This window comes from Bacillus cereus group sp. MYBK245-2, from assembly GCF_051916145.1.
In the GTDB taxonomy this organism is placed as follows: Bacteria; Bacillota; Bacilli; order Bacillales; family Bacillaceae_G; genus Bacillus_A; species Bacillus_A pacificus.
Window position 1 is genome coordinate 110,119 of record NZ_JBQAGB010000010.1, and the last position, 19,746, is coordinate 129,864.

The following is a 19,746-nucleotide window of genomic DNA, read 5'->3' on the forward strand; positions in this document are numbered from 1 at the left end:
TTTTCTATTCAATCGTCTTCAGTAATAACTTTTTCAATAGTGGTTTAATCTTCAAACGTAAATCTTCAGCGTGATTTGCAACTAAGAAGTGATGGTTATAAATGTTCTTCATTAATTGATAAGTTGCTTCTTTCGCTTCGCCTTCTTCGATGAAGATCCCGATTACTTCCATACCACTTTTACGAGCAAGTTTGACAGCTTCATGCGTATCTAAAATACCGTCTTGTTGATAGTCTAGTGCAGAAGGCTCACCGTCTGTGAAGACAAGTAAGAATTTATGCTTTTCTGGTCTTTTTGCAAGCTTTTCAGAAACGATACGAATAATATACCCGTCGCGATTATCTTCTTCTTCGCGAAGCTGCATAATTTCGGGACCAACGTTTGGTAACGTTGAGTTTTTATACGTTACAACTTCATGGATAACGTTCGGCTTATCTTCAGGTTTAGCACTAGAAGCATCTTCCCAAAATCCGCTAATAGCGTGCGGGATTTTTAAAGATTTCAACGCTTCATGGAATAGGACCACACTCTTTTTCGTTTCTTCCATTTTGTTATACATAGAACCAGAGCAGTCCACTAGTAGTTGGAATGCAACGTCGAGCTCTTGTGATTCTTGCCCTTTTTTATAAAACATGCGAGGCTGCTTTTCAGTATAAATACGAAGGAATTTCTTACGAAGTCTTCCGTAATATTTATCACTATTTGCATTCGTTTTATTTTCAATCGTTTTTTCGATAATTTTCTTTAATTCTTTTACATCTTTATTAACGACTGATTTAATAGCTTGGTAATCCTTTTTCTCGTCAGGATTTGGTTTGCGTGCTTCTTTAAATGTATGAGAAGCGCCAGTATTATACTTACCGTATGCACCATCATTTTGACTAGAAGCGTGAGAGGCTCTTGCTTCCTCTGTATCAGCACCATCAAAGTTGGATTGTGTACTTTTTTGAGAAGTACCTTGTACAGAGCCAAGCGCTTGGTCACCATCTTCTGATTCGCGAGCAGTATCACCCATCATATTTGTTTTTGTTCCGCTTTCTAATTCAAAACGTAAAAAGTTCTCATTTTCATTGTTTTTATTTTCACGGTGCCATGTAGAGAAGCTTTCATTCATTTTATTTTTATTCTCATCATCAACGATTTGTGTATCATCATTTGCTAATTTTTCGGGACGGCTGTCTTTTTCATCTGCAATAACAGATAAGTAGAGCGGAGCATGTCCGAAATAGTTGTTAAGCATATCACTTTCAAGAAGCTCCTCTAAACGATAGCGAATTTTCTCAACGATATACATAATATCTTCCGTATTACGAGCTTGGAATGTTTCATGCAGAATAGCTTCAATTTGCTCGAAATATTCATTATTAAACATTTCATATTTATCGCTCGTTAATGAAAGATAGCATAGACAAAATAGACGATCACCGTGATAGTTACGAACGCGATTGATTTCATTTTGTGAGCTAAAGTAATTGCGATACATTTCTTTTCTTCTTTTAAAAACATGCTTTGTGCCAGGGCGTAAGTTTTTTACGATTTCTTCAACACGTAAATCTTCTAATAGAACAAATAATTGTGTTAAAAATTTTTTTAAGGGTGATTCTTGTAATTCAATCGCATAAGAACGAATTAAAGTCATGTCCGAGTAATGTTTATTACCAAGTGCTTTTAAAAACACTTCGCTTTTTAATCCGATTACTGTATCCTCTTCTTTTCGATCATCCCAAAAGTGACTAATGACAACCTTTTTTTCAATTTCGTCGTAGTATGCTTTATAGCCATACTCAAGGTAGGCATCATCTTCTTTGAGAAGGGCATACATTAAGTTTTCCATTTGTAGAAACAGCGACGCATCAATTTTTTTGTCACTAAAAATTTGTCTCATGAATTATCCCTCAAAGAAATAACTTTCTGCTAATTCACGGACAGTCATTTGTTCTGTTTCATCGTTTAATTTTGCGATAATACTACGTTCAATTGCACGCATAACAGGAATATATACACCTAAATCACATGCATCGATAATGCCACGAATACTTGCTGCTTCTTCACTTACGCGGCCGTCACGAGCTAAAGGCATAAGATCGCTTGCAAATGCAACGAACTTTTCAATTGTTGTAACATCGTTTAATTTTGATTCTGCTAATAATAATTCTTTTAATGTATCACCTTGAATGTAAGGAACTTCAATAATAACGAAACGGTTTTTTAACGCTTCGTTTAGTTCACTTGTACCAACGTAACCTTCATTAATGGCAGCGATTACGCGATATTCGTCATCACCGTATACAACTTCTTGTGTAAACGGGTTTGTAATCATTTTACGGTAATCTAATGCACCGTGAAGAAGCGGTAACGTTTCAGGTTTTGCCATATTGATTTCATCAATATATAGGAAATGACCGTTCTTCATCGCTTTCATAAGAGGACCGTTAACGAAAGCAACTTCAGATGCGCCATCTTTCGTTTGTAGTGTGTTGTATCCTAAAATACCTTCTACATCTAGGTCGACAGAACAGTTAATGCTATGCATTGGTTTTTGGAATAAAGAAGAAAGCGTTTCAGCTAGTACTGTTTTACCACTACCAGTTGGTCCTTTTAATAGAATGTTTTTGCCAAGAAGAAGTGCTGTAATAGCATCTTCGATAATGCTATTATCAGATGCTTTATATATTTTTGTACCGATTAAAAGTGCATTTTCACCAGCTTCTTGCTTATTCTTTTCGTGAATTGTAGAGAGCTGTTGTTTTAAATCAGCATGTATATGAAATTGTTCTAACATGTATTTCCCACCTAACATTATTTTCATAAAGTAATACATCTTATGATAACTTGTTTTAATATGGTATGCAAAGAAAAGGGGAGGGGACAAATATAAAAGAAAAAGCAATCAATTGTACATTGATTGCTTATAGTAAAGGAGAAATGAGCCTCATAAAAGACTCTAATATTCGTTTTTTGATACTTCTTTTTTGGAAAGCGTTCCATTTAATTTCAGTGGAATGCTTAAAGTCTTCTTCAAAATCACGTTTAATATCATGAACAGTTTTTGATTCATACAGTACGCTAATAATTTCGTAATTCAATTCAAAGCTTCGTACATCCATATTTGCTGTTCCGATTGTTGCAATTTTATCATCAACAAGTACAAGTTTTGCATGCATAAAGCCATCTTTATAACTATAGATGGAGGCACCAGCTTTTAAAAGTGGAGTGAAGTAGGATTGGGATGCTTGATCACTAATAATACTATCACTTTTACCAGGATATAAAATGCGTACATCTATGCCAGATATTGCACTTAAACGTAATAATGTTAAAGTTTCTTGATCTGGAATAAAATATGGTGTAGCAATCCAAATAGATTTTTTTGCAGAGCCCATAATAGCTAATAACGTATTACGAATGCTCTTATCATCTGAGCTTGGCCCGCTTGCTACAATTTGCACAGCACCTTCTGCACTTGAAACTTCTTTACCTGGGAAGTATTGTCTATTCATAAATTGATCCCAGGAATAGGTTTTCAAACCACTAGATGCATAGAGCCAGTCCTCTAGAAAAATTGCTTGTAATTTATATAACGCTTTTCCTTCGATTTTTAAATGACTATCACGCCAAACGGGAAACTTTTTTGAACGGCCAAGATATTCATCACCGACATTAAGTCCTCCAGTAAAACCAATTTCTCCATCGACAATGACGATTTTACGGTGGTTACGATAATTAACTGTTTCAAGTAACCAAGCTGAAAAAATAGGGTCAAATTCAACAATTTCAATCCCAGCTTCTTTCATAGGTTTTAAAAAGCGTCTTCTTAACGTATTACTTCCTAATCCATCATAAAGGAAGCGTACAATAACACCAGCTTTTGCTTTGTTTATTAAAGCATCCCGGACTTTTGTACCAATCTCATCAGATTTATAAATATAGTATTGAATATGTATGTGATGTTTTGCTTGCTCGATAGCTTGCAAAATTTCTGAAAATGTTTGATCTCCGTTTGTTAAAAGTTTTGTAGTTGTTCTATCTGCGGCAGGCCCGCCTCCAAATTTTTGTACAACTTCTGTTAAATGGGTAGAGCGTTCACTTAATGGGACTTTGAGTGATAACTCTAGTCGTCTTCCTTCTAATATTTCACGGAATAATTTTCTTTGTTCTTCTGAACGATGGAGATGCTTTTTTCTTCTCCAACGGCTACGCCCGAAAATAGAGTATAAAAGTACACCTACAACGGGAAGAAGTGCTAATACTAAAAACCACGCTAAGGTACTTTGAGGAGACCTATTTTCGATAAAAATAACGAATGAAATTCCTACAATTGTAATGGACCAGAGAACGCCGACAAATGTATATAACGAAATATACGATGTATTTAATAGGAAAAGAACGATAGATACAATTGTAAATATTAATAGTAATTGAACGATAGGTTTCTTCATTTCTATATAATTCCTCTAATCTTTCTTCAATATAGACTTCCTAAATAGCGGATGTAATGTGACATTTTTATTATAAATTGTTTTCTGTTTTTTACAAAATGTAGGTATTTCCCCATACTTTCCGCATTTGTCCTACATACAGTGTATTGTTACGTTTTTAAAGAGAAAAGGAGGGTGAATAAAATGTATGGTCGTCCAATTGGAGGATTTGGTCACGGTGGTTTTCATGGTGGTTTTGGACATTCCCCATTTTTTGGTGGAGGTTTCTTTCCAGGGTTTGTAGCAGGAGCATTACTCAGCCCTGGATTTGGTTATGGCGGATATGGTTATCCGTATTACTCGGATTATTCTTATTATACAGGTTACCAACAAGATCCATATTATTCTTACAATACCTATTAAGATGAGAAAATGGAAAAGGAGAGGGGAAATATGAATTATATAGAAAATAACGGATTGTATTATCGTAATCATCATCATGGAGGGCACCATCATAACGGCGGACATCACCACCATGGAGGGCACAATCACCATGATCATCATCACCATCACGGAGGTGGATGGGGCTGGGGTGGCGGCTCATGGGGCGGTGGATTTTTCCCTGGAAGTTTTGCTGGAGGTGTGTTAGGTGGGCTTACAGCTGGCGCACTAACGGGTGCAGCAGGTGGAGGCTACTATCCAGCGCCGTACCCAGTAACTTATCCAGCGCCATACCTAGCGCCATACCCAACGCCATATCCGGGTTATCAGCAAATAACATATCCATACTAAACTAAAAAAAGAGGCTTTCCTCTTTTTTTAGTTTAGTAAAGTATTTATAAAATATTTCCAAAAAAATGGTGAAAATATGTTAATATTTTGTTATTGTAATTTTAAAACATATATACTAATTTTAATTTCTATATTCTTATTCAGGAATAGTTGTATAGTGTGCTCAAATGTCTATTTCGCTAGTAAAGTAAAAAGGTTAGATGTAAGTAGAATTAGTAGGAAACTAGGGTTGTATAGAGCTAGTTATAAAGGTATGTAAGAGAATGAAGAAGCTATAATAAGGTAAGCTAAGTATAGCGATAGGAAACAACTATTTATAATTGAAACGGTATTATATTGCTTTTTATTACAAATAATATTATGTTATTTTAATCGGCATATTTCAAAACGTGATGTATGTAAAGGACGATTATTAGGAAATGAAATGTCTCTATTTCTATGAAAAGAAACAAGTTGTGTTTTAGTCAGATAGGAAGCAAGGAGAGATGCGCATGCTAGAACAAAGAGGTCATGCATTATATGAATCTTCATTGCGAGATTTAAAGTTAGCATTAGATGAGTCTTCAATTGTTGCGATTACAGACCGAAAGGGTCTTATTACATATGTAAATGATAAGTTTTGTGAAATCTCCAAATATACACGAGAAGAGTTAATAGGGAAAGATCATCGTATTTTAAATTCAGGACATCACCCGAAAACATTTTTTCAAATGCTATGGAAGCGTATTTTGAGCGGAAAAGTATGGAGAGGTGAGATTCGAAATCAAGCAAAAGATGGTACATATTATTGGGTTAAAACAACAATTGTTCCATTTTTAAATGAAAAAGGAGAGCCATATCAATTTATTGCGATCCGAAATGATATTAGTAGTAGGAAAGAAGCAGAACAGAGGTTGCGGTTAAGTGAAAGTCGTTATAGGGAGCTTGCGTATCATGATGCTTTAACGAGTTTACCGAACCGTTTACAATTAATAACGACTGTTAACGAATTGATTGCAGATAAAAAAGAGTTTGGTATGATTTATTTTGATTTGGATCGTTTTAAATTAGTAAACGATACGCTAGGTCATATGATAGGAGATTTACTTTTAAGCGAAGTTGCTTCACGGTTGCATTATGTGCTAGGAGAGAAAGATGTTCTGGCTAGGCTGGGTGGCGACGAATTTGTGTTGTTAACAAAAAATCATACACAAGATGAGATGAGGCAGCTAGCGACATCTGTATTGTCATGCTTTCAGGCACCATTTATGCTTGAAGGTCATGAAGTATACATTTCAGCTAGTCTAGGACTGTGCTCATATCCGCAAGATGGACAAGATGTAGAAACTCTATTGAAGAATTCGGATTTAGCTATGTATAGTGCGAAAGAACAGGGGAGAAATGCAGCTTGCTTCTTTACAGGTGAGTTACGTGCGAAAATAAATCGTAGAATGAAAATTGAATTTGCTTTGCAAAAGGCAATTCGTGATGAAGAGTTAGAGGTGGCGTTGCAGCCTATTATTGATTTGAAAACAAAGAAATATACTGGTATTGAAGCTTTAGCACGTTGTTCAACAGAAGAAGGACCGATTTCACCAAGCGAATTTATTCCAGTAGCTGAAGAATCTGGACTTATTATAAAACTAGGAGACTGGGTATTAGAAAAGTCATGCCGCTTGTTTAAAACATTGCCGGAGTATGAAGATGGACTAAAGTTATCTGTGAATTTATCCATACAACAATTAATGCAAAAGCGTTTTATTATATCTGTACGTAGTATTTTAAGGAGAACTGGTTTTCCTGCGAATCGTTTAATTTTAGAAATAACGGAAAGCATTGCTGTTCGTCATTTTGATTATATTATTGCCACATTACAAGAATTAAGAAATATGGGTATTTTAATTGCTTTAGACGACTTCGGAACGGGCTATTCTTCCTTATATTATTTAAAACAATTACCGCTGGATATAGTGAAAATTGATCGTAATTTTATTCGTGAATTTCATTATGATCATGCACAGCCAGAGCGAACGATTGTAAAATCTGTTATTGAAATTGCCCATAGCTTAAATCTAGCAGTAGTTGCTGAAGGGGTAGAGACAGTAGAGCAAGAAAGTTTATTACAATCTATGGGTTGTGATTATGTGCAAGGATTTTATTATGCGAAACCTTTATCTGTAGGAGAGTTAAAAGAAAAGTTAATTACAGATTTTGAATAAAAAAGAGAAGCGGGTAGCTTCTCTTTTTTTAATTCATTTTTTGGGAGTTTTTCATTAGTACTGGATAAAGAATAAGACCTAATACGAACAATCCGATGCCTAAGAAGAACGTTTTTAAATCAGCAGTTCCCGTTTTTATAACCCAAATAGAGTATACAAATGCTAATGTAGTGATGATCCCGTCCTTTATTCGAGAACCGGGCATTATATCATACGTTTCTCCTGTAATAACTAATTTGAATTGGTACAGCGTCGAAACAAGGTATGGAATTAAATAAGCTAATGTTGCTACAACGATAGCGAAATTATAAGCTTCTGATACAGTACCAGAAATCGTTGAAAATAAGAAAATTTGCGTCATCACATTTGTAATCAATAATGATTTTGAAGGACTCCCTTTTTTATTTGTTTTTGCGAACAGCTTAGGGAAAAGTCCGTTCTTTGCAGCCTGGTAAGGTACTTCTGAACTAACAACAATCCAGCCCACTGTAGATCCAAATAAAGATACAAGTGCAAGTAGAGCCATGATATAGGCACCTTTATTGCCAATTGCTAAATTTAATGCGTCTACTAATGGTTTTTGAGACTCTTTTAAAGCATCTTGCGGGAGAGCACCCATTGTAAGTAGAGTAATTGACATGTAAATAAGAAGAGCGATAATTAATCCAAAAATGGTAGCTTTTTTTACATCGCGCTGAGATTTTGCACGATTAGAAAGCATGACAGCCGATTCAATACCGATGAACGCCCAAAGTGTTGCAATAGCAGCTGAATTGATTTGTCCACCTAAAGAAATGGATTGTCCTGCTTCATTCATAAATGTTTGCCCGTCTCCGAAATTAGAGGCGTTGAAAATGAATAATGTGATTACAATAAACATTGTAAATCCGATAATTTTTGCAATAGTAGCAAGAAGATTCATATTTCCAGCACGATCAATATTTTGAGAAAGAATATATTGAATTCCCCATAACATAAGGCTGCATACGAGGAACGTTAATCCTTTTCCAAGTTCTAGTGAAAATCCGTTCGTTGAAAAGAGAATTTGCTTACTTTGTAAAACTGGAAAGAATGTTGATAAATATCCAGCAAAGGAAATAATAACAGATGCTGTTGCAGCCCAGTTCGCAGCCCAATATCCCCATGCCATACTATATCCTGCAACTTTACCCGCTTTTTTTGAAGGAAACATCGCTTGAGCATAGCTTTGTGGCCCCGCTTTTAATTCTGGTTTTCGGATTGCTAAATTTCCAAATACGAGTGCAATCATAAATACGCCAAGTCCTGTAATACTCCATGCAAGTGTAGAACCCATTGGACCTGATACTTGTGCTAAATTTGCTGGGAGCATAAATACGCCACCGCCAACCATATTTCCGATAACAAAAGCTGTTAAAACCCATAATCCCCATTTTTTCGTTTCCATTTTTGTTAACTCCTTTGTAGTAAGATTTGCTTAAACATCATTTTTTACTAGCTTTTTGGCAATAAAAAAAAGAGCCATGTAGATAAAAAATACCTACATGGCTCTTCGCCAAAACGTAGGTACAACGGGAATAACCCTTGTACCTACGCGTAATTTTTCCGCTAGGTTTCAAGGGTTACGTATGATGATGATGTTTTTGTGCAAATGTAACTACAATTGTTGTATAAGTAAGCATAGTTCTTTGCTCCCTTTCTCCTCTGATTTTGAAGTTAGTATACTACATGTTTTTTTGAATGAAAAGAAAAATATAAAAATTTTTATAAAAATACGTTTTAGAGATTAAATATTTACCTTTATTTTTCCTATACTGGAAAATAAGTGAGAGATTGGCAGAAGAGTGTAGCATGGTATAATACATATAGAACTAGAAGGTGACAAGGGGCTATTGTAGATGATGAGTAAGTATGAACAAATTTATACAGAAATCAGTAATTCTATTGATAATAGGCAATTAAAAGAGGGATGCAAAATCCCATCAGAAACTGAATTAATGAAGCAATATGAAGCGAGCCGCGGTACTGTAAGAAAAGCTGTAGATTTATTACAAGAACGTGGATATGTTCAAAAAATACACGGAAAAGGTGTTTTTGTTTTAAAGCGAAAAAACATTGAATTCAACTTTGGTGGTATTGTAAGTTTCCAAGAAGAAAATGAACGTTTAGGACGCCATTGTATTACAGAAGTCGTGGAAATGGAGAAAGTAAAAGCGACAAAAGAGGTTGCAAAGCTATTAAATGTGAAAGAGAAAACAGACATAGATCATATTAAACGCGTACGAAATATTGATGGAGAAAAAGTAATTTTGGATATTAATCATTTTGTATCGGAATATATTCCTGGATTAACGAGTGAAATTGCAGCGGGGTCCATTTATAAATATATTGAGAAAGAACTAGGTCTTCATATTAGTTACTCACAGAGAGTAATTGAAGTGCAACCATGTACAGAGGACGATAGGAAGTATTTAGATTTAAATGGAACAGATTATGTTGTTGTCGTGAAAAACTTTACGCATTTGTATGATGGAAGTCAGTTCGAATATACAGAATCCCGCCACCGCTTAGATATTTTTCATTTTTCGGATGTGGCGCGGAGAAAATAAGGAGATGGAACGTAATAACGTTTCATCTCTTTTTTTATAAAAAATGACAAACTCGTATATACGAGTATTGACTAACTTATATATACGAGTTAATATGTAATTGTAAACGGTATCAAAAAAAGAAAAGAGGGACGGGAATATGGGGAAAGACTATCGTAAAACAGCAGAGGAAGTGTTGCAGTATATTGGCGGGAAAGACAATATTGAACAAGCTGCGCACTGTGTAACGAGACTCCGTATCGCTTTAAAGGATGAAAGTAAAATAGATAACGATAAATTGCAGTCTGTTTCATTAGTGAAGGGAGCGTTTCATAACGCTGGGGTATTTCAAATTGTAATCGGTCCAGGAGATGTTGATCGAGTATATGCTGAATTGATAACGCTTGCAGGTATGAAGGAAGCGACAGTAGCTGATGTAAAAGATTCTGGAAACCAAAAGTTAAATCCAGCTCAAAAGTTTGTAAAAGTATTTTCAGATGTATTTATGCCGATATTACCAGCAATCGTAACAGCTGGTTTACTAATGGGTATTAACAATCTATTAGGCGCAAAGGACTTATTTTTTGATGGGAAAAATTTATTAGATGTGTATCCAAACTTAGGCGGGCTTTGGGATTTAATTAATATGATGGCCAATACAGCATTCGTATTCTTACCAGCACTTGTCGGTTGGTCAGCAACGAAGCGTTTTGGTGGTAGTCCAATACTAGGGATTGTTATGGGATTAATGCTTGTGCACCCAGCCTTATTAAATGCCTGGGATTACGGAAAAGCAGCGACTGGTTTAGATGGTCAAAAGATTGAGTACTTCAATATTTTAGGACTGTTCCAAATTGAGAAGGTAGGATATCAAGGACAAATTTTACCTGTTTTAGTAGCAGCATTTGTATTAAGTAAAGTAGAAATCTTTTTAAAGAAACATGTACCAAATGCAATTCAATTATTAGTTGTACCAATTACAACAATCGTTGTGACAGGTGTATTAGCATTAGGAATTATCGGTCCGGTTACACGTCATATTGGAGATTTATTAACAGTAGGATTAGTAGGTGTATATGAAACAGTACCAGTAGTTGGGGCAGTATTGTTTGGAGCATTATATGCACCACTTGTAATTACAGGTATGCATCATATGTTTATTGCTATCGATTTACAATTAATTGCACAACACGGTGGTACATTCATTTGGCCAATGATTGCTCTTTCTAACATTGCGCAAGGTAGTGCGGCACTTGCGATGTTCTGGATTTCTAAAAATCAAAATGATAAAAGTATGGCATCTACATCAGCAATCTCGGCATATTTCGGTATCACAGAGCCAGCTATGTTTGGTGTAAACTTACGAAATAAATTCCCATTCTATGCAGCAATTATAGGATCGGCTGTGGCAGCAATATTTATTACGTTAAATGGTGTATTAGCACCGGCTATCGGAATTGGCGGATTACCAGCATTTATTTCTATCATTCCGAAATCGATTCCCATGTTTATTGTCGGAATGATTATCGCAGTTGTAATCCCATTTACGTTAACGTGGTTATTTGCAAAACGAGTAAAACAGAAGTAGGAGGAAGTTAAACATGAAGGATTGGCATAAAAGTGTAGTTTATCAAATTTATCCGAAGAGCTTTAATAGCTATTACAATAAAGAAACCGGTGATATAAAAGGGGTTACAGAAAAACTAGATTATTTAAAAGAACTCGGAGTAGATTATATTTGGTTAACACCGATATACCAATCGCCACAAAATGATAATGGATACGATGTAAGTGATTACTACCGTATTGATCCATCTTACGGAACGATGGAAGAGTTTGAAGAGCTTTTAGAAGAAGCAAAAGCACGTAACATTGAAATTATGCTTGATATCGTTGTAAATCATAGTTCGACGGAGCATAAGTGGTTTAAAGAAGCGAAGGAAGATAAAAATAGTCCATATCGTAATTACTATATTTGGCGTGATGAAAAAAATAATTGGCAATCTAAGTTTGGTGGGTCTGCTTGGAAATATGATGAAAAGACAGAGCAATATTATTTACATCTATTTGATGAGACGCAAGCCGATTTAAATTGGGAAAATGAAAAACTTCGTGAAGAAGTATATGATATGATGCGCTTTTGGCTTGATAAAGGGGTAACTGGATTCCGATTAGATGTTATTAATTTAATTTCAAAAGATCAACAATTCTTAAATGATGACGGAAGTACAGCGACAAGCGATGGACGTAAATATTATACAGATGGCCCGCGTGTTCATGAATATTTACAAGAAATGAACCGAAATGTTTTTGAAGGGAAAGATGTAATTACAGTTGGAGAAATGTCATCTACGACAATTGATAATTGTATTAAATATTCAAACCCTGAGCGTAATGAATTAAGTATGACGTTTAGTTTCCATCATTTAAAAGTAGATTATCCAAATGGAGATAAGTGGACGAAAGCGAATTTTGATTTTATTAAATTAAAAGAGATTATGTCTAATTGGCAAATTGAAATGCAAAAGGGCGGAGGATGGAATGCGTTATTCTGGTGTAATCATGACCAGCCTCGTATTGTGTCACGCTTTGGTGATGATAGAGAGTACCGAAATGAATCTGCGAAAATGTTAGCGACAGCGATGCATATGTTGCAAGGAACGCCTTATATTTATCAAGGCGAAGAAATCGGTATGACGAATCCTAATTTTGAGTCTATTGAACAATATCGTGATGTGGAATCGTTAAATATATATGATATAAAGCTGGAAGAAGGATTATCAAAAGAAGAGATTATCGGGATTTTAAAACAAAAATCTCGTGACAACTCCCGTACTCCAATGCAGTGGAATGAAGAGATGAACAGTGGCTTTACAACAAGTACACCTTGGATTTCAGTGGCTGAGAACTTTAAAGAAATAAACGTAGAGAAGGCATTAGAAGATAAAGAGTCTGTATTTTATCATTATAAAGAGTTAATAGAACTTAGAAAAACGTATGATGTAATTACAGAAGGAGAATATGCTATTTTAGATAAAAATGATCCTAAGATTTGGGCATATACTCGTACTACAGAAAGTGAAGTGCTGCTTGTTATAAATAACTTCTATGGAGAAGAAATAACGTACTCTGTACCAGCGCACGTTCAATTAGATGGAATGAAACAAGAAATACTACTGTCAAATTATAGAGATGCCAGCAAGGACATTACAAAACTTAACTTAAGACCATATGAATCAATTGTATATCGATATACGAAATAAAAAGGTTGTATGCCCATACGGCATACAACCTTTTTATTTTAGGACACCACTGTACAAAATGTTTACCTCTACCTCAGGTTTGAATTTTACTTTTGCATAATCTTTATTCCAATTTTTCTTCTTCCATAAGTCAGGATGATAAGCGATAAGATGTCTACCAATTCCGAAAGCATCACAATTTGCCTTTTGTAACTTTTTCGTTATTTTTTTCGCTTCTTTCGTGAGCTGTTTGGATAGTTCCTTATTTAGTTTTTTTCTTTCATCCATTTTGTAAAGATTATCTCTCGGAGCTTCAAGAGCTATAACTTTTAATTGAAGCTTAATGTGAGCATACACATTTCCTTTTTTATCTGTTGTTATTTTTAAGTCTCGTTTTAATTTCCGATTGCTCACTTCCATTGTTAAATAGTCAGATGTCTTCTCGGATTCATCGCTAGTAAGTTTTTGGGTTATACGGGCACTTGTTCCCATTTTTCCAGTTAATAATACGAATAAAACAGATTGTTTTAAAGGTAAATGCCCGGTCAATTTATCATTGTTAAATAAAGCTAATCCGTTTGTAATTACTTCTTTTCCTTTTATTTTTATAGAAGGGAGGGTAAAGTCTTTACCGGGATCTACCATTTTTGTAGCAGCTGTTTCTAAAGTTTCTTTTGGAAATACACTCATATCTTCTAAGCTTTTCACTTTTTTCTTTAGAAAATCTCCAATTAACAAATTTCCGACCTTCTTTTTTTTCAGTATTTCGGATGTTTCACCATCTACTGCAATAAGTTTTACTAAAGCAGTTGGGTTTGTTGGGTCCCGAAAACTGACATCTAAATAGGGTAGTATCCCTTTTTTTAAAATTTTGGTTCCTAGTAATTGAACACCATATTTGAAATAGCGAATATTTCCAGTCACATTTTTTTTTAGAGCATCGCTTGTATCCCTTATGTTATGCCCCGTTGCTGAATGTATTTCATTTTCGAATGAAGATTGCTCTCCGCTTGAACTTTTTACGAGCTCAATTGTTTGCTGGAGTTTATTCTCTTCCGTAATATCAGATCCAATACTATAAGCTAACCTTGCTTCTCTTAATGGTTCTTGATCCCAACAGCCAGAAAGGAGGGAACTCGTACATAATATAAAAAGTAATTTAACTCTTTTTTTGAACATATTGTTCTCCTTTCTTATTTCTTATTCCTGAATAAAGTAGAAATAAAAGAGGGAGGACAACGATGAAAATATAGGTGAACTTATCAGTGAAAGTTGAAATTACTTTTAATTCCTCTGGTGTATCGATAAATAAGGCTACACTAAAAGCAATAATACCAACGATTGGAACAGCCTTTTTATGGTTAGCAAGATTGAATATATGTCCAATGCCGATTGAAGCGGCACAATAATAACTAGCAATAGAAGCCACAACTGTTATCATCCATATTGGTATGAATAGTAAATCAGTTCGGTCTATAATTCCGATATGCAAGGAGCGTAGTAAGTAAGCAACTGGTTCTGGAATAAGCTCAATTTGTTTCGGACTAAATACGATAAAGCAAATCCAAACAGTAAAAGTATAAAAAAGAGTTACAAATCCATTAGCGATAGAAATTGCCTTCAGTTTTGCAATAGAACTCCCATTTACTTTGGGGAAAGCGATAAGAAAAATTTCAAAACCATACATAGCTGTAATGGTTTCTTTGGATGCTTGAATAATATTCCACCATCCAGCTTCTGTAATTGGAAAAATATAAGAAAAGTCAGCCCGTGAGAGCCCAAGTCCAATTAAAAGTGCCATAGGTAAAATAAGAATAGAGGCCATGACATAAAATCGTACGATGACTTTAAACGTGTTATAAGCTACATAACAACAAGCTATTGTAAATAGCATGAGAATGGCAGACCAAGGAGTAGCTTGTAATATCCAAACTTTAATGACATTACAAGCGCTTAACATAACTGTCATACCGATAAGAGTGAAATAAAAAACATAAAGAAAACCTAATAATTTTCCAAATTTATTACCAAATAGCATACAAACACTTTCATACATATCTGCATCAGGAAATCTTTTTAAGAAAAGCCACATAAGTAAAATAATAATCTGAATTGCAAGCCCAGCGATGAGTACAGAAATCCATCCACCACCTTTTGCTATTGGGTGAAGACGGTTTGGGAGAGAAAGTATACCCACTCCAATTTGGCATTGAATAACGAAAAAGGTAAATTGAACAAGCGAAATTTTACTTTGCGTGTTTGTCACCGTCCTCATCCTCTCTCGTTACATGTTGGCGCTGCATTTTTTTCGGTTTTGGATCATGTGGTCGTTCCCAAAATGACCAAATTGGTAGTCTTACAAAAGAATCTTTCATATCTTTAATCCGCATTGGTGCAACAGGAGAAAGATATGGTGTATGAAAAGAATGAAGCTGACATAGGTGAACGAAAGTTATAATGAGACCGAATGATATTCCTACGTATCCGAATAGGGCAGCAAGGAGCATTAATGGAAAACGAAGAATTCGAACTGCTGAACTCATATCGTTTGATGGAACGAGAAAAGATGAGATTGCAGTTAAAGCTACAACGATAATCATTGTGTAAGAAACGAGTCCGGCTTTTACAATTGCATCACCAATTACTAAACCGCCTACAATACCGATTGTTTGCCCAACGCGGCTTGGCAGACGAATACCAGCTTCTCGTAATAACTCGAAAATCAGTTCCATTAAGAGAGCTTCAAAAATAGGAGGGAGCGGTACTTTTTCTAATGAAGCTTTAATTGTATAAACGAGTTCAAGTGGCAACACATCAGGATGAAAAGCAACCGTTGCGATATATATAGCTGGTAAGAGAAAAGCAATTAAGAAACTCACTAACCGAATCATTCGGACGAAAGAACCGACAATCCAGCGGTTATTATAATCATCTGGTGATTGATAGAAAGCAAATAATGTAACAGGAACGATGAGAGCTGTTGGATCACCGTCAGATAAAATAGCAACTCGTCCTTCCATTAAATTTGCAGCGGTCCTATCTGGACGCTCTGTATTTAATTGCTGCGGAAATGGTGAAAAAGACGTATCCTCTATAAATTCTTGTATATATCCTGGAGGCATAAGTGCATCTGTCTTAATCGTTTCTAACCTTCTTTTCACTTCTGTAACTAAATCGTCATTCGCTATATTTTGCATATAAGCAATTGCCACTTTCGTATGCATTTCTTCACCAAGTGTGAAATATTTAACGACGACGTTTGGACTTTTTATGAGTTTACGAATGGAAGCTAAATTGGTTGCTAAATCTTCTACAAAACCAGTATGTGGTCCACGTACAATGCCTTCATTATCAGGCTCTGCTATATCTCTCTTTAAAGATAAAGCTGTTTCGAAAATACAAAAACTGTCGACTTGTTCATGAAAATATAATGATTTGCCTTGTAATAAGAGCTGCACGCCATAATTTAAATTCGTTTCCTTTTTCATATTTAATGTAGAAAAAGCTTTATCTAAAGCTAAATCTGACCGCGTCAATAAAGGCTCAAGGGCTAATTGATGAATTAGATTTGGGTCTGCTAAAGATTCGATATATAGGATTGCTCCTTTTCCGTTTTGAAAAGGGAGATCCAATTTTTTTATATCGTCTGAATGACAGAGCTTATTTTCGATATAATTAATGTTTTCCGGAAGTGATGGAAACATATGCTTTTGATCCGTACTCTCTTGTTGTTCTTTTTGCTCTGTCATAATTTCCACCTCTTTAGAATAAAGTTACTTCTGTTAATTTTTGTTTTTTGTGAGAAATTTATGCTTGGATTATATGAGAAAACAAATTCTATTTTATCGGCTATGATTGTCCACGCATTATTCAATTTCATAGCAGTACTTCTCACATTTGTGTCGAATTAAGAAGATATATAGGAGGGATACATATGGAAATAGCAGTAGAACGAGTTTTTACAAAAGAAATTTTAGCAAGAGCAGCAAAGACATTTCATGTAACAGTGGAAGAAAAGCCACTTGGAGATTTTGAAAATTATATTTTTAAGGCAAAGGGTAATCGTGGCGAAGATTACGTATTGCGTTTAACCCACTCTTCTCATCGTTCTAAAAAAGAAGTCGAAGCTGAACTAGATTTTTTACGATATGTTGCGGAGAATGGGGCAAAGGTAGCAGGACCCCTTTATTCAGCATCTCAAAATCTTGTAGAAGAAATCAGAGCAGAGGATGGGACTTTCTTTTTCGCTTCCTTATTTACATATGCAAAAGGGGAGCAAGTAAAAGGAGAAGAATCGCCTTATTGGGGCGAGCCTCTCTTTGAAGCATGGGGAAAAGCGATTGGACAACTGCATCGTCTAACAATGAACTATCCTAAAACGGATCATCGTGATACGTGGGAAGAAGATGAGAGTGGGATTGTTAATGAATTAGAAGATGATCAAGTGAAAAAGATCGCTGCGGTATTAATGGCTGAGATAAAGGCTCTTCCAATTGAAAGAGAAACGTTCGGCCTTATACACGGTGATATTCATCCAGGTAATTTTCATTATGATGGTAAAGAGCTAACAATCTTTGATTTTGATGATGCGGCTTATAATTACTTTATACACGATTTAGCGATGGTTCTTTATTACTCTGTTCTATTTACACCGTGGACAGCGGAAGAGAAGACCGATTTTGCTCGTAAACAATTACAAGTGTTAAGAAAAGGATACGAATATGAACATAAGCTAGCGGATAGTTGGTATGAATCATTGCTGTTATTTTTACGTTTACGCGATATAGGTTTATATGGCACGATTCAAAAGAAGTTTAAAGGGAAAGATATGCCTGATAACTTCTTGAAATTATCAGAAGAGCTATACGAAAGAATTATAAAAAAAGAAGCAATTGTGAATATATAATACATTCTGTTCAAAACAAAGTATATAAAACAAATATATACTTTGTTTTTTTATACAAAAATATGTTTACTTTATTAAAATAATATTGTCCTAGATTCGGTATACACTTATAATTTTATATATATTCTGAATATTCTTTATAAAGAAGGAGGGGGAATGTTGGAAGCTTTCGTAAATTGGTTAAATAATATTGTTTGGAGTCCAGCACTTGTTTATTTATGTTTAGGGGTAGGTTTATATTTTTCTATTCGAACGAAGTTTTTACAAGTAAGACATGTAGGAGAAATGGTGAAACTGACATTTCAAGGAGAAAAATCAGAGGCTGGTGTTTCTTCGTTCCAAGCGTTAGCACTTTCATTATCAGGGCGTGTTGGGACAGGGAATATAGCTGGGGTAGCAACAGCGGTTGCCTTCGGTGGACCAGGAGCTGTATTTTGGATGTGGGCAGTAGCCTTTTTAGGAGCAGGATCAGCTTATGTAGAATCTACACTCGCACAAATATATAAGACGAAACATCAAGGACAGTTTCGCGGTGGACCTGCTTATTACATTGAAAAAGGTTTAGGGGTTAAATGGTATGCTTTAGTATTCGTGGCAGCGACAATTCTAGCAACGGGGCTTTTATTACCGGGTGTGCAAGCAAATAGTATCGCTGTAAGTTTAGAGACAGCTTTTGGAATTAACACTACATTATCAGGGGCTTTATTGGTTGTTGTATTAGCTCTTATCATCTTCGGTGGAGTAAAGAGAATTGTTAACGTAGCGCAAGTTGTCGTACCTTTTATGGCTGTTGGGTATATTTTAGTAGCTTGTGTTATTGTCGCTATGAATATTGAAAAATTGCCAGAAGCATTTATGTTAATTATAAGAAGTGCGTTTGCATTAGAAGCAGCATTTGGTGGTATTATCGGTTTAGCAATTTCTTGGGGAGTAAAACGTGGTATTTATTCTAATGAAGCAGGGCAAGGAACTGGGCCACATGCAGCGGCAGCAGCTGAAGTATCACATCCAGCTAAGCAAGGTTTAGTGCAAGCATTTTCCGTTTACATTGATACATTATTTGTTTGTTCAGCAACAGCATTTATGATGATTATTACAGGCATGTATAACGTATTTGATGCAAGCGGAAAAAACTTTATCGTAAATAAATTAAATGGTGCTCAGCCAGGACCGGGGTATACACAGGCGGCAGTAGAATCTGTTTTCCCTGGATTTGGAAACGGTTTCGTTGCAATCTCGTTACTATTCTTTGCCTTTACAACAATTATGGCGTATTACTACATTGCAGAAACGAATATCGCGTACTTAAATCGTGATAAAGACCGTCCTTGGATGTCCATGGTACTAAAGTTTGTATTTTTAGGAGCTGTATTCTACGGTTGTATAAAAACAGCAGCAACAGCTTGGGCTTTAGGTGATATCGGTGTAGGAATTATGGCGTGGGTAAATATCATTGCGATTTTACTATTACAAAAACCTGCATTAGTTGCATTAAAGGATTATGAAAAGCAGAAAAAAGAAGGAAAAGATCCAGTATTCGATCCAGGGCCATTAGGAATTAAAAATGCTGATTTCTGGGAGCATGAATATGGAAAAGATAAGAAAGAAGAAGTATCGTAATGG

The 19,746-nt window shown here is 35.4% G+C and carries 15 protein-coding genes and 1 pseudogene; 9 read left to right on the forward strand and 7 right to left on the reverse strand.

Features of this window, described 5'->3' with window-relative positions; genetic code table 11:
* Window positions 1-4: 4 nt before the first annotated feature.
* The 3 genes from ACTFRN_RS17460 to ACTFRN_RS17470 all read right to left on the reverse strand — a co-directional run bounded on the left by ACTFRN_RS17460 (window position 5) and on the right by ACTFRN_RS17470 (window position 4,439).
* The gene (locus ACTFRN_RS17460; RefSeq protein ID WP_016716444.1) at window positions 5-1,885 is read right to left on the reverse strand and encodes a vWA domain-containing protein; all 1,881 of its coding nucleotides are present in this window, start codon (window positions 1,883-1,885) and stop codon (window positions 5-7) included.
* Window positions 1,886-1,888: 3 nt separating this feature from the next.
* A complete protein-coding gene (locus tag ACTFRN_RS17465; protein ID WP_074615332.1) occupies window positions 1,889-2,782 on the reverse strand; it encodes an ATP-binding protein in 894 nt (297 codons plus the stop codon).
* Window positions 2,783-2,909: 127 nt separating this feature from the next.
* Window positions 2,910-4,439 (reverse strand): cardiolipin synthase, encoded by a 1,530-nt coding sequence (locus ACTFRN_RS17470; RefSeq protein ID WP_000743047.1) that lies wholly within the window; start codon window positions 4,437-4,439, stop codon window positions 2,910-2,912.
* A gap of 183 nt (window positions 4,440-4,622) precedes the next feature.
* Here ACTFRN_RS17470 and ACTFRN_RS17475 point away from each other — a divergent pair, with 183 nt between their 5' ends.
* The 3 genes from ACTFRN_RS17475 to ACTFRN_RS17485 all read left to right on the forward strand — a co-directional run bounded on the left by ACTFRN_RS17475 (window position 4,623) and on the right by ACTFRN_RS17485 (window position 7,408).
* A complete protein-coding gene (locus ACTFRN_RS17475) occupies window positions 4,623-4,841 on the forward strand; it encodes a hypothetical protein (RefSeq protein WP_000274348.1) in 219 nt (72 codons plus the stop codon).
* Between the two features lie 30 nt (window positions 4,842-4,871).
* Complete coding sequence (locus ACTFRN_RS17480) at window positions 4,872-5,210, forward strand: cobalt transporter (RefSeq protein ID WP_088106339.1); 339 nt, start codon at window positions 4,872-4,874, stop codon at window positions 5,208-5,210.
* A 491-nt stretch (window positions 5,211-5,701) separates the two neighbouring features.
* The gene (locus ACTFRN_RS17485; protein WP_088106340.1) at window positions 5,702-7,408 is read left to right on the forward strand and encodes a putative bifunctional diguanylate cyclase/phosphodiesterase; all 1,707 of its coding nucleotides are present in this window, start codon (window positions 5,702-5,704) and stop codon (window positions 7,406-7,408) included.
* Between the two features lie 28 nt (window positions 7,409-7,436).
* On the opposite strand, the gene ACTFRN_RS17490 is transcribed toward ACTFRN_RS17485, so the two are convergent.
* Window positions 7,437-8,834 (reverse strand): amino acid permease, encoded by a 1,398-nt coding sequence (locus ACTFRN_RS17490; protein WP_061402094.1) that lies wholly within the window; start codon window positions 8,832-8,834, stop codon window positions 7,437-7,439.
* 451 nt (window positions 8,835-9,285) lie between these two features.
* Here ACTFRN_RS17490 and treR point away from each other — a divergent pair, with 451 nt between their 5' ends.
* From treR to treC, 3 genes are all read left to right on the forward strand, one after another.
* Entirely contained in the window at window positions 9,286-9,996 is a 711-nt protein-coding gene (gene treR / locus ACTFRN_RS17495; protein WP_000987250.1) for a trehalose operon repressor, read from the forward strand.
* A gap of 139 nt (window positions 9,997-10,135) precedes the next feature.
* A complete protein-coding gene (gene treP, locus ACTFRN_RS17500; protein ID WP_000513945.1) occupies window positions 10,136-11,563 on the forward strand; it encodes a PTS system trehalose-specific EIIBC component in 1,428 nt (475 codons plus the stop codon).
* A gap of 13 nt (window positions 11,564-11,576) precedes the next feature.
* Complete coding sequence (gene treC, locus ACTFRN_RS17505) at window positions 11,577-13,238, forward strand: alpha,alpha-phosphotrehalase (RefSeq protein WP_088106341.1); 1,662 nt, start codon at window positions 11,577-11,579, stop codon at window positions 13,236-13,238.
* Window positions 13,239-13,271: 33 nt separating this feature from the next.
* On the opposite strand, the gene gerKC is transcribed toward treC, so the two are convergent.
* Genes gerKC through gerKA form a run of 3 tightly spaced genes read right to left on the reverse strand, consistent with a single transcriptional unit; the run spans window position 13,272 to window position 16,966 of the window.
* Entirely contained in the window at window positions 13,272-14,396 is a 1,125-nt protein-coding gene (gene gerKC / locus ACTFRN_RS17510; RefSeq protein WP_088106342.1) for a spore germination protein GerKC, read from the reverse strand.
* Window positions 14,377-15,483: a GerAB/ArcD/ProY family transporter gene (locus ACTFRN_RS17515; RefSeq protein WP_088106343.1), complete on the reverse strand. Its 1,107-nt coding sequence runs from the start codon at window positions 15,481-15,483 to the stop codon at window positions 14,377-14,379. Before ACTFRN_RS17515 ends, gerKC begins: the two co-directional genes overlap by 20 nt.
* A complete protein-coding gene (gene gerKA, locus ACTFRN_RS17520) occupies window positions 15,464-16,966 on the reverse strand; it encodes a spore germination protein GerKA (protein ID WP_000139252.1) in 1,503 nt (500 codons plus the stop codon). Before gerKA ends, ACTFRN_RS17515 begins: the two co-directional genes overlap by 20 nt.
* A 69-nt stretch (window positions 16,967-17,035) precedes the next feature.
* Between gerKA and ACTFRN_RS17525 the strand changes: the two are divergent.
* From ACTFRN_RS17525 to ACTFRN_RS17535, 3 genes and pseudogenes are all read left to right on the forward strand, one after another.
* Window positions 17,036-17,128 (forward strand): annotated as a pseudogene (locus ACTFRN_RS17525) (CPBP family intramembrane glutamate endopeptidase); the annotation flags it as partial.
* A gap of 23 nt (window positions 17,129-17,151) precedes the next feature.
* The gene (locus ACTFRN_RS17530; RefSeq protein ID WP_088106344.1) at window positions 17,152-18,123 is read left to right on the forward strand and encodes a phosphotransferase enzyme family protein; all 972 of its coding nucleotides are present in this window, start codon (window positions 17,152-17,154) and stop codon (window positions 18,121-18,123) included.
* Window positions 18,124-18,282: 159 nt separating this feature from the next.
* Window positions 18,283-19,743: an alanine/glycine:cation symporter family protein gene (locus ACTFRN_RS17535; RefSeq protein WP_014893318.1), complete on the forward strand. Its 1,461-nt coding sequence runs from the start codon at window positions 18,283-18,285 to the stop codon at window positions 19,741-19,743.
* Window positions 19,744-19,746 lie beyond the last annotated feature (3 nt).

Bases quoted from the DNA above. Each gene is read 5' to 3' on its own strand.
- ACTFRN_RS17460 (WP_016716444.1), bottom strand. From the start codon at position 1,885: ATGAGACAAATTTTTAGTGACAAAAAAATTGATGCGTCGCTGTTTCTA.
- ACTFRN_RS17465 (WP_074615332.1), bottom strand. From the start codon at position 2,782: ATGTTAGAACAATTTCATATACATGCTGATTTAAAACAACAGCTCTCT.
- ACTFRN_RS17470 (WP_000743047.1), bottom strand. From the start codon at position 4,439: ATGAAGAAACCTATCGTTCAATTACTATTAATATTTACAATTGTATCT.
- ACTFRN_RS17475 (WP_000274348.1), top strand. From the start codon at position 4,623: ATGTATGGTCGTCCAATTGGAGGATTTGGTCACGGTGGTTTTCATGGT.
- ACTFRN_RS17480 (WP_088106339.1), top strand. From the start codon at position 4,872: ATGAATTATATAGAAAATAACGGATTGTATTATCGTAATCATCATCAT.
- ACTFRN_RS17485 (WP_088106340.1), top strand. From the start codon at position 5,702: ATGCTAGAACAAAGAGGTCATGCATTATATGAATCTTCATTGCGAGAT.
- ACTFRN_RS17490 (WP_061402094.1), bottom strand. From the start codon at position 8,834: ATGGAAACGAAAAAATGGGGATTATGGGTTTTAACAGCTTTTGTTATC.
- treR (WP_000987250.1), top strand. From the start codon at position 9,286: ATGATGAGTAAGTATGAACAAATTTATACAGAAATCAGTAATTCTATT.
- treP (WP_000513945.1), top strand. From the start codon at position 10,136: ATGGGGAAAGACTATCGTAAAACAGCAGAGGAAGTGTTGCAGTATATT.
- treC (WP_088106341.1), top strand. From the start codon at position 11,577: ATGAAGGATTGGCATAAAAGTGTAGTTTATCAAATTTATCCGAAGAGC.
- gerKC (WP_088106342.1), bottom strand. From the start codon at position 14,396: ATGTTCAAAAAAAGAGTTAAATTACTTTTTATATTATGTACGAGTTCC.
- gerKA (WP_000139252.1), bottom strand. From the start codon at position 16,966: ATGACAGAGCAAAAAGAACAACAAGAGAGTACGGATCAAAAGCATATG.
- ACTFRN_RS17530 (WP_088106344.1), top strand. From the start codon at position 17,152: ATGGAAATAGCAGTAGAACGAGTTTTTACAAAAGAAATTTTAGCAAGA.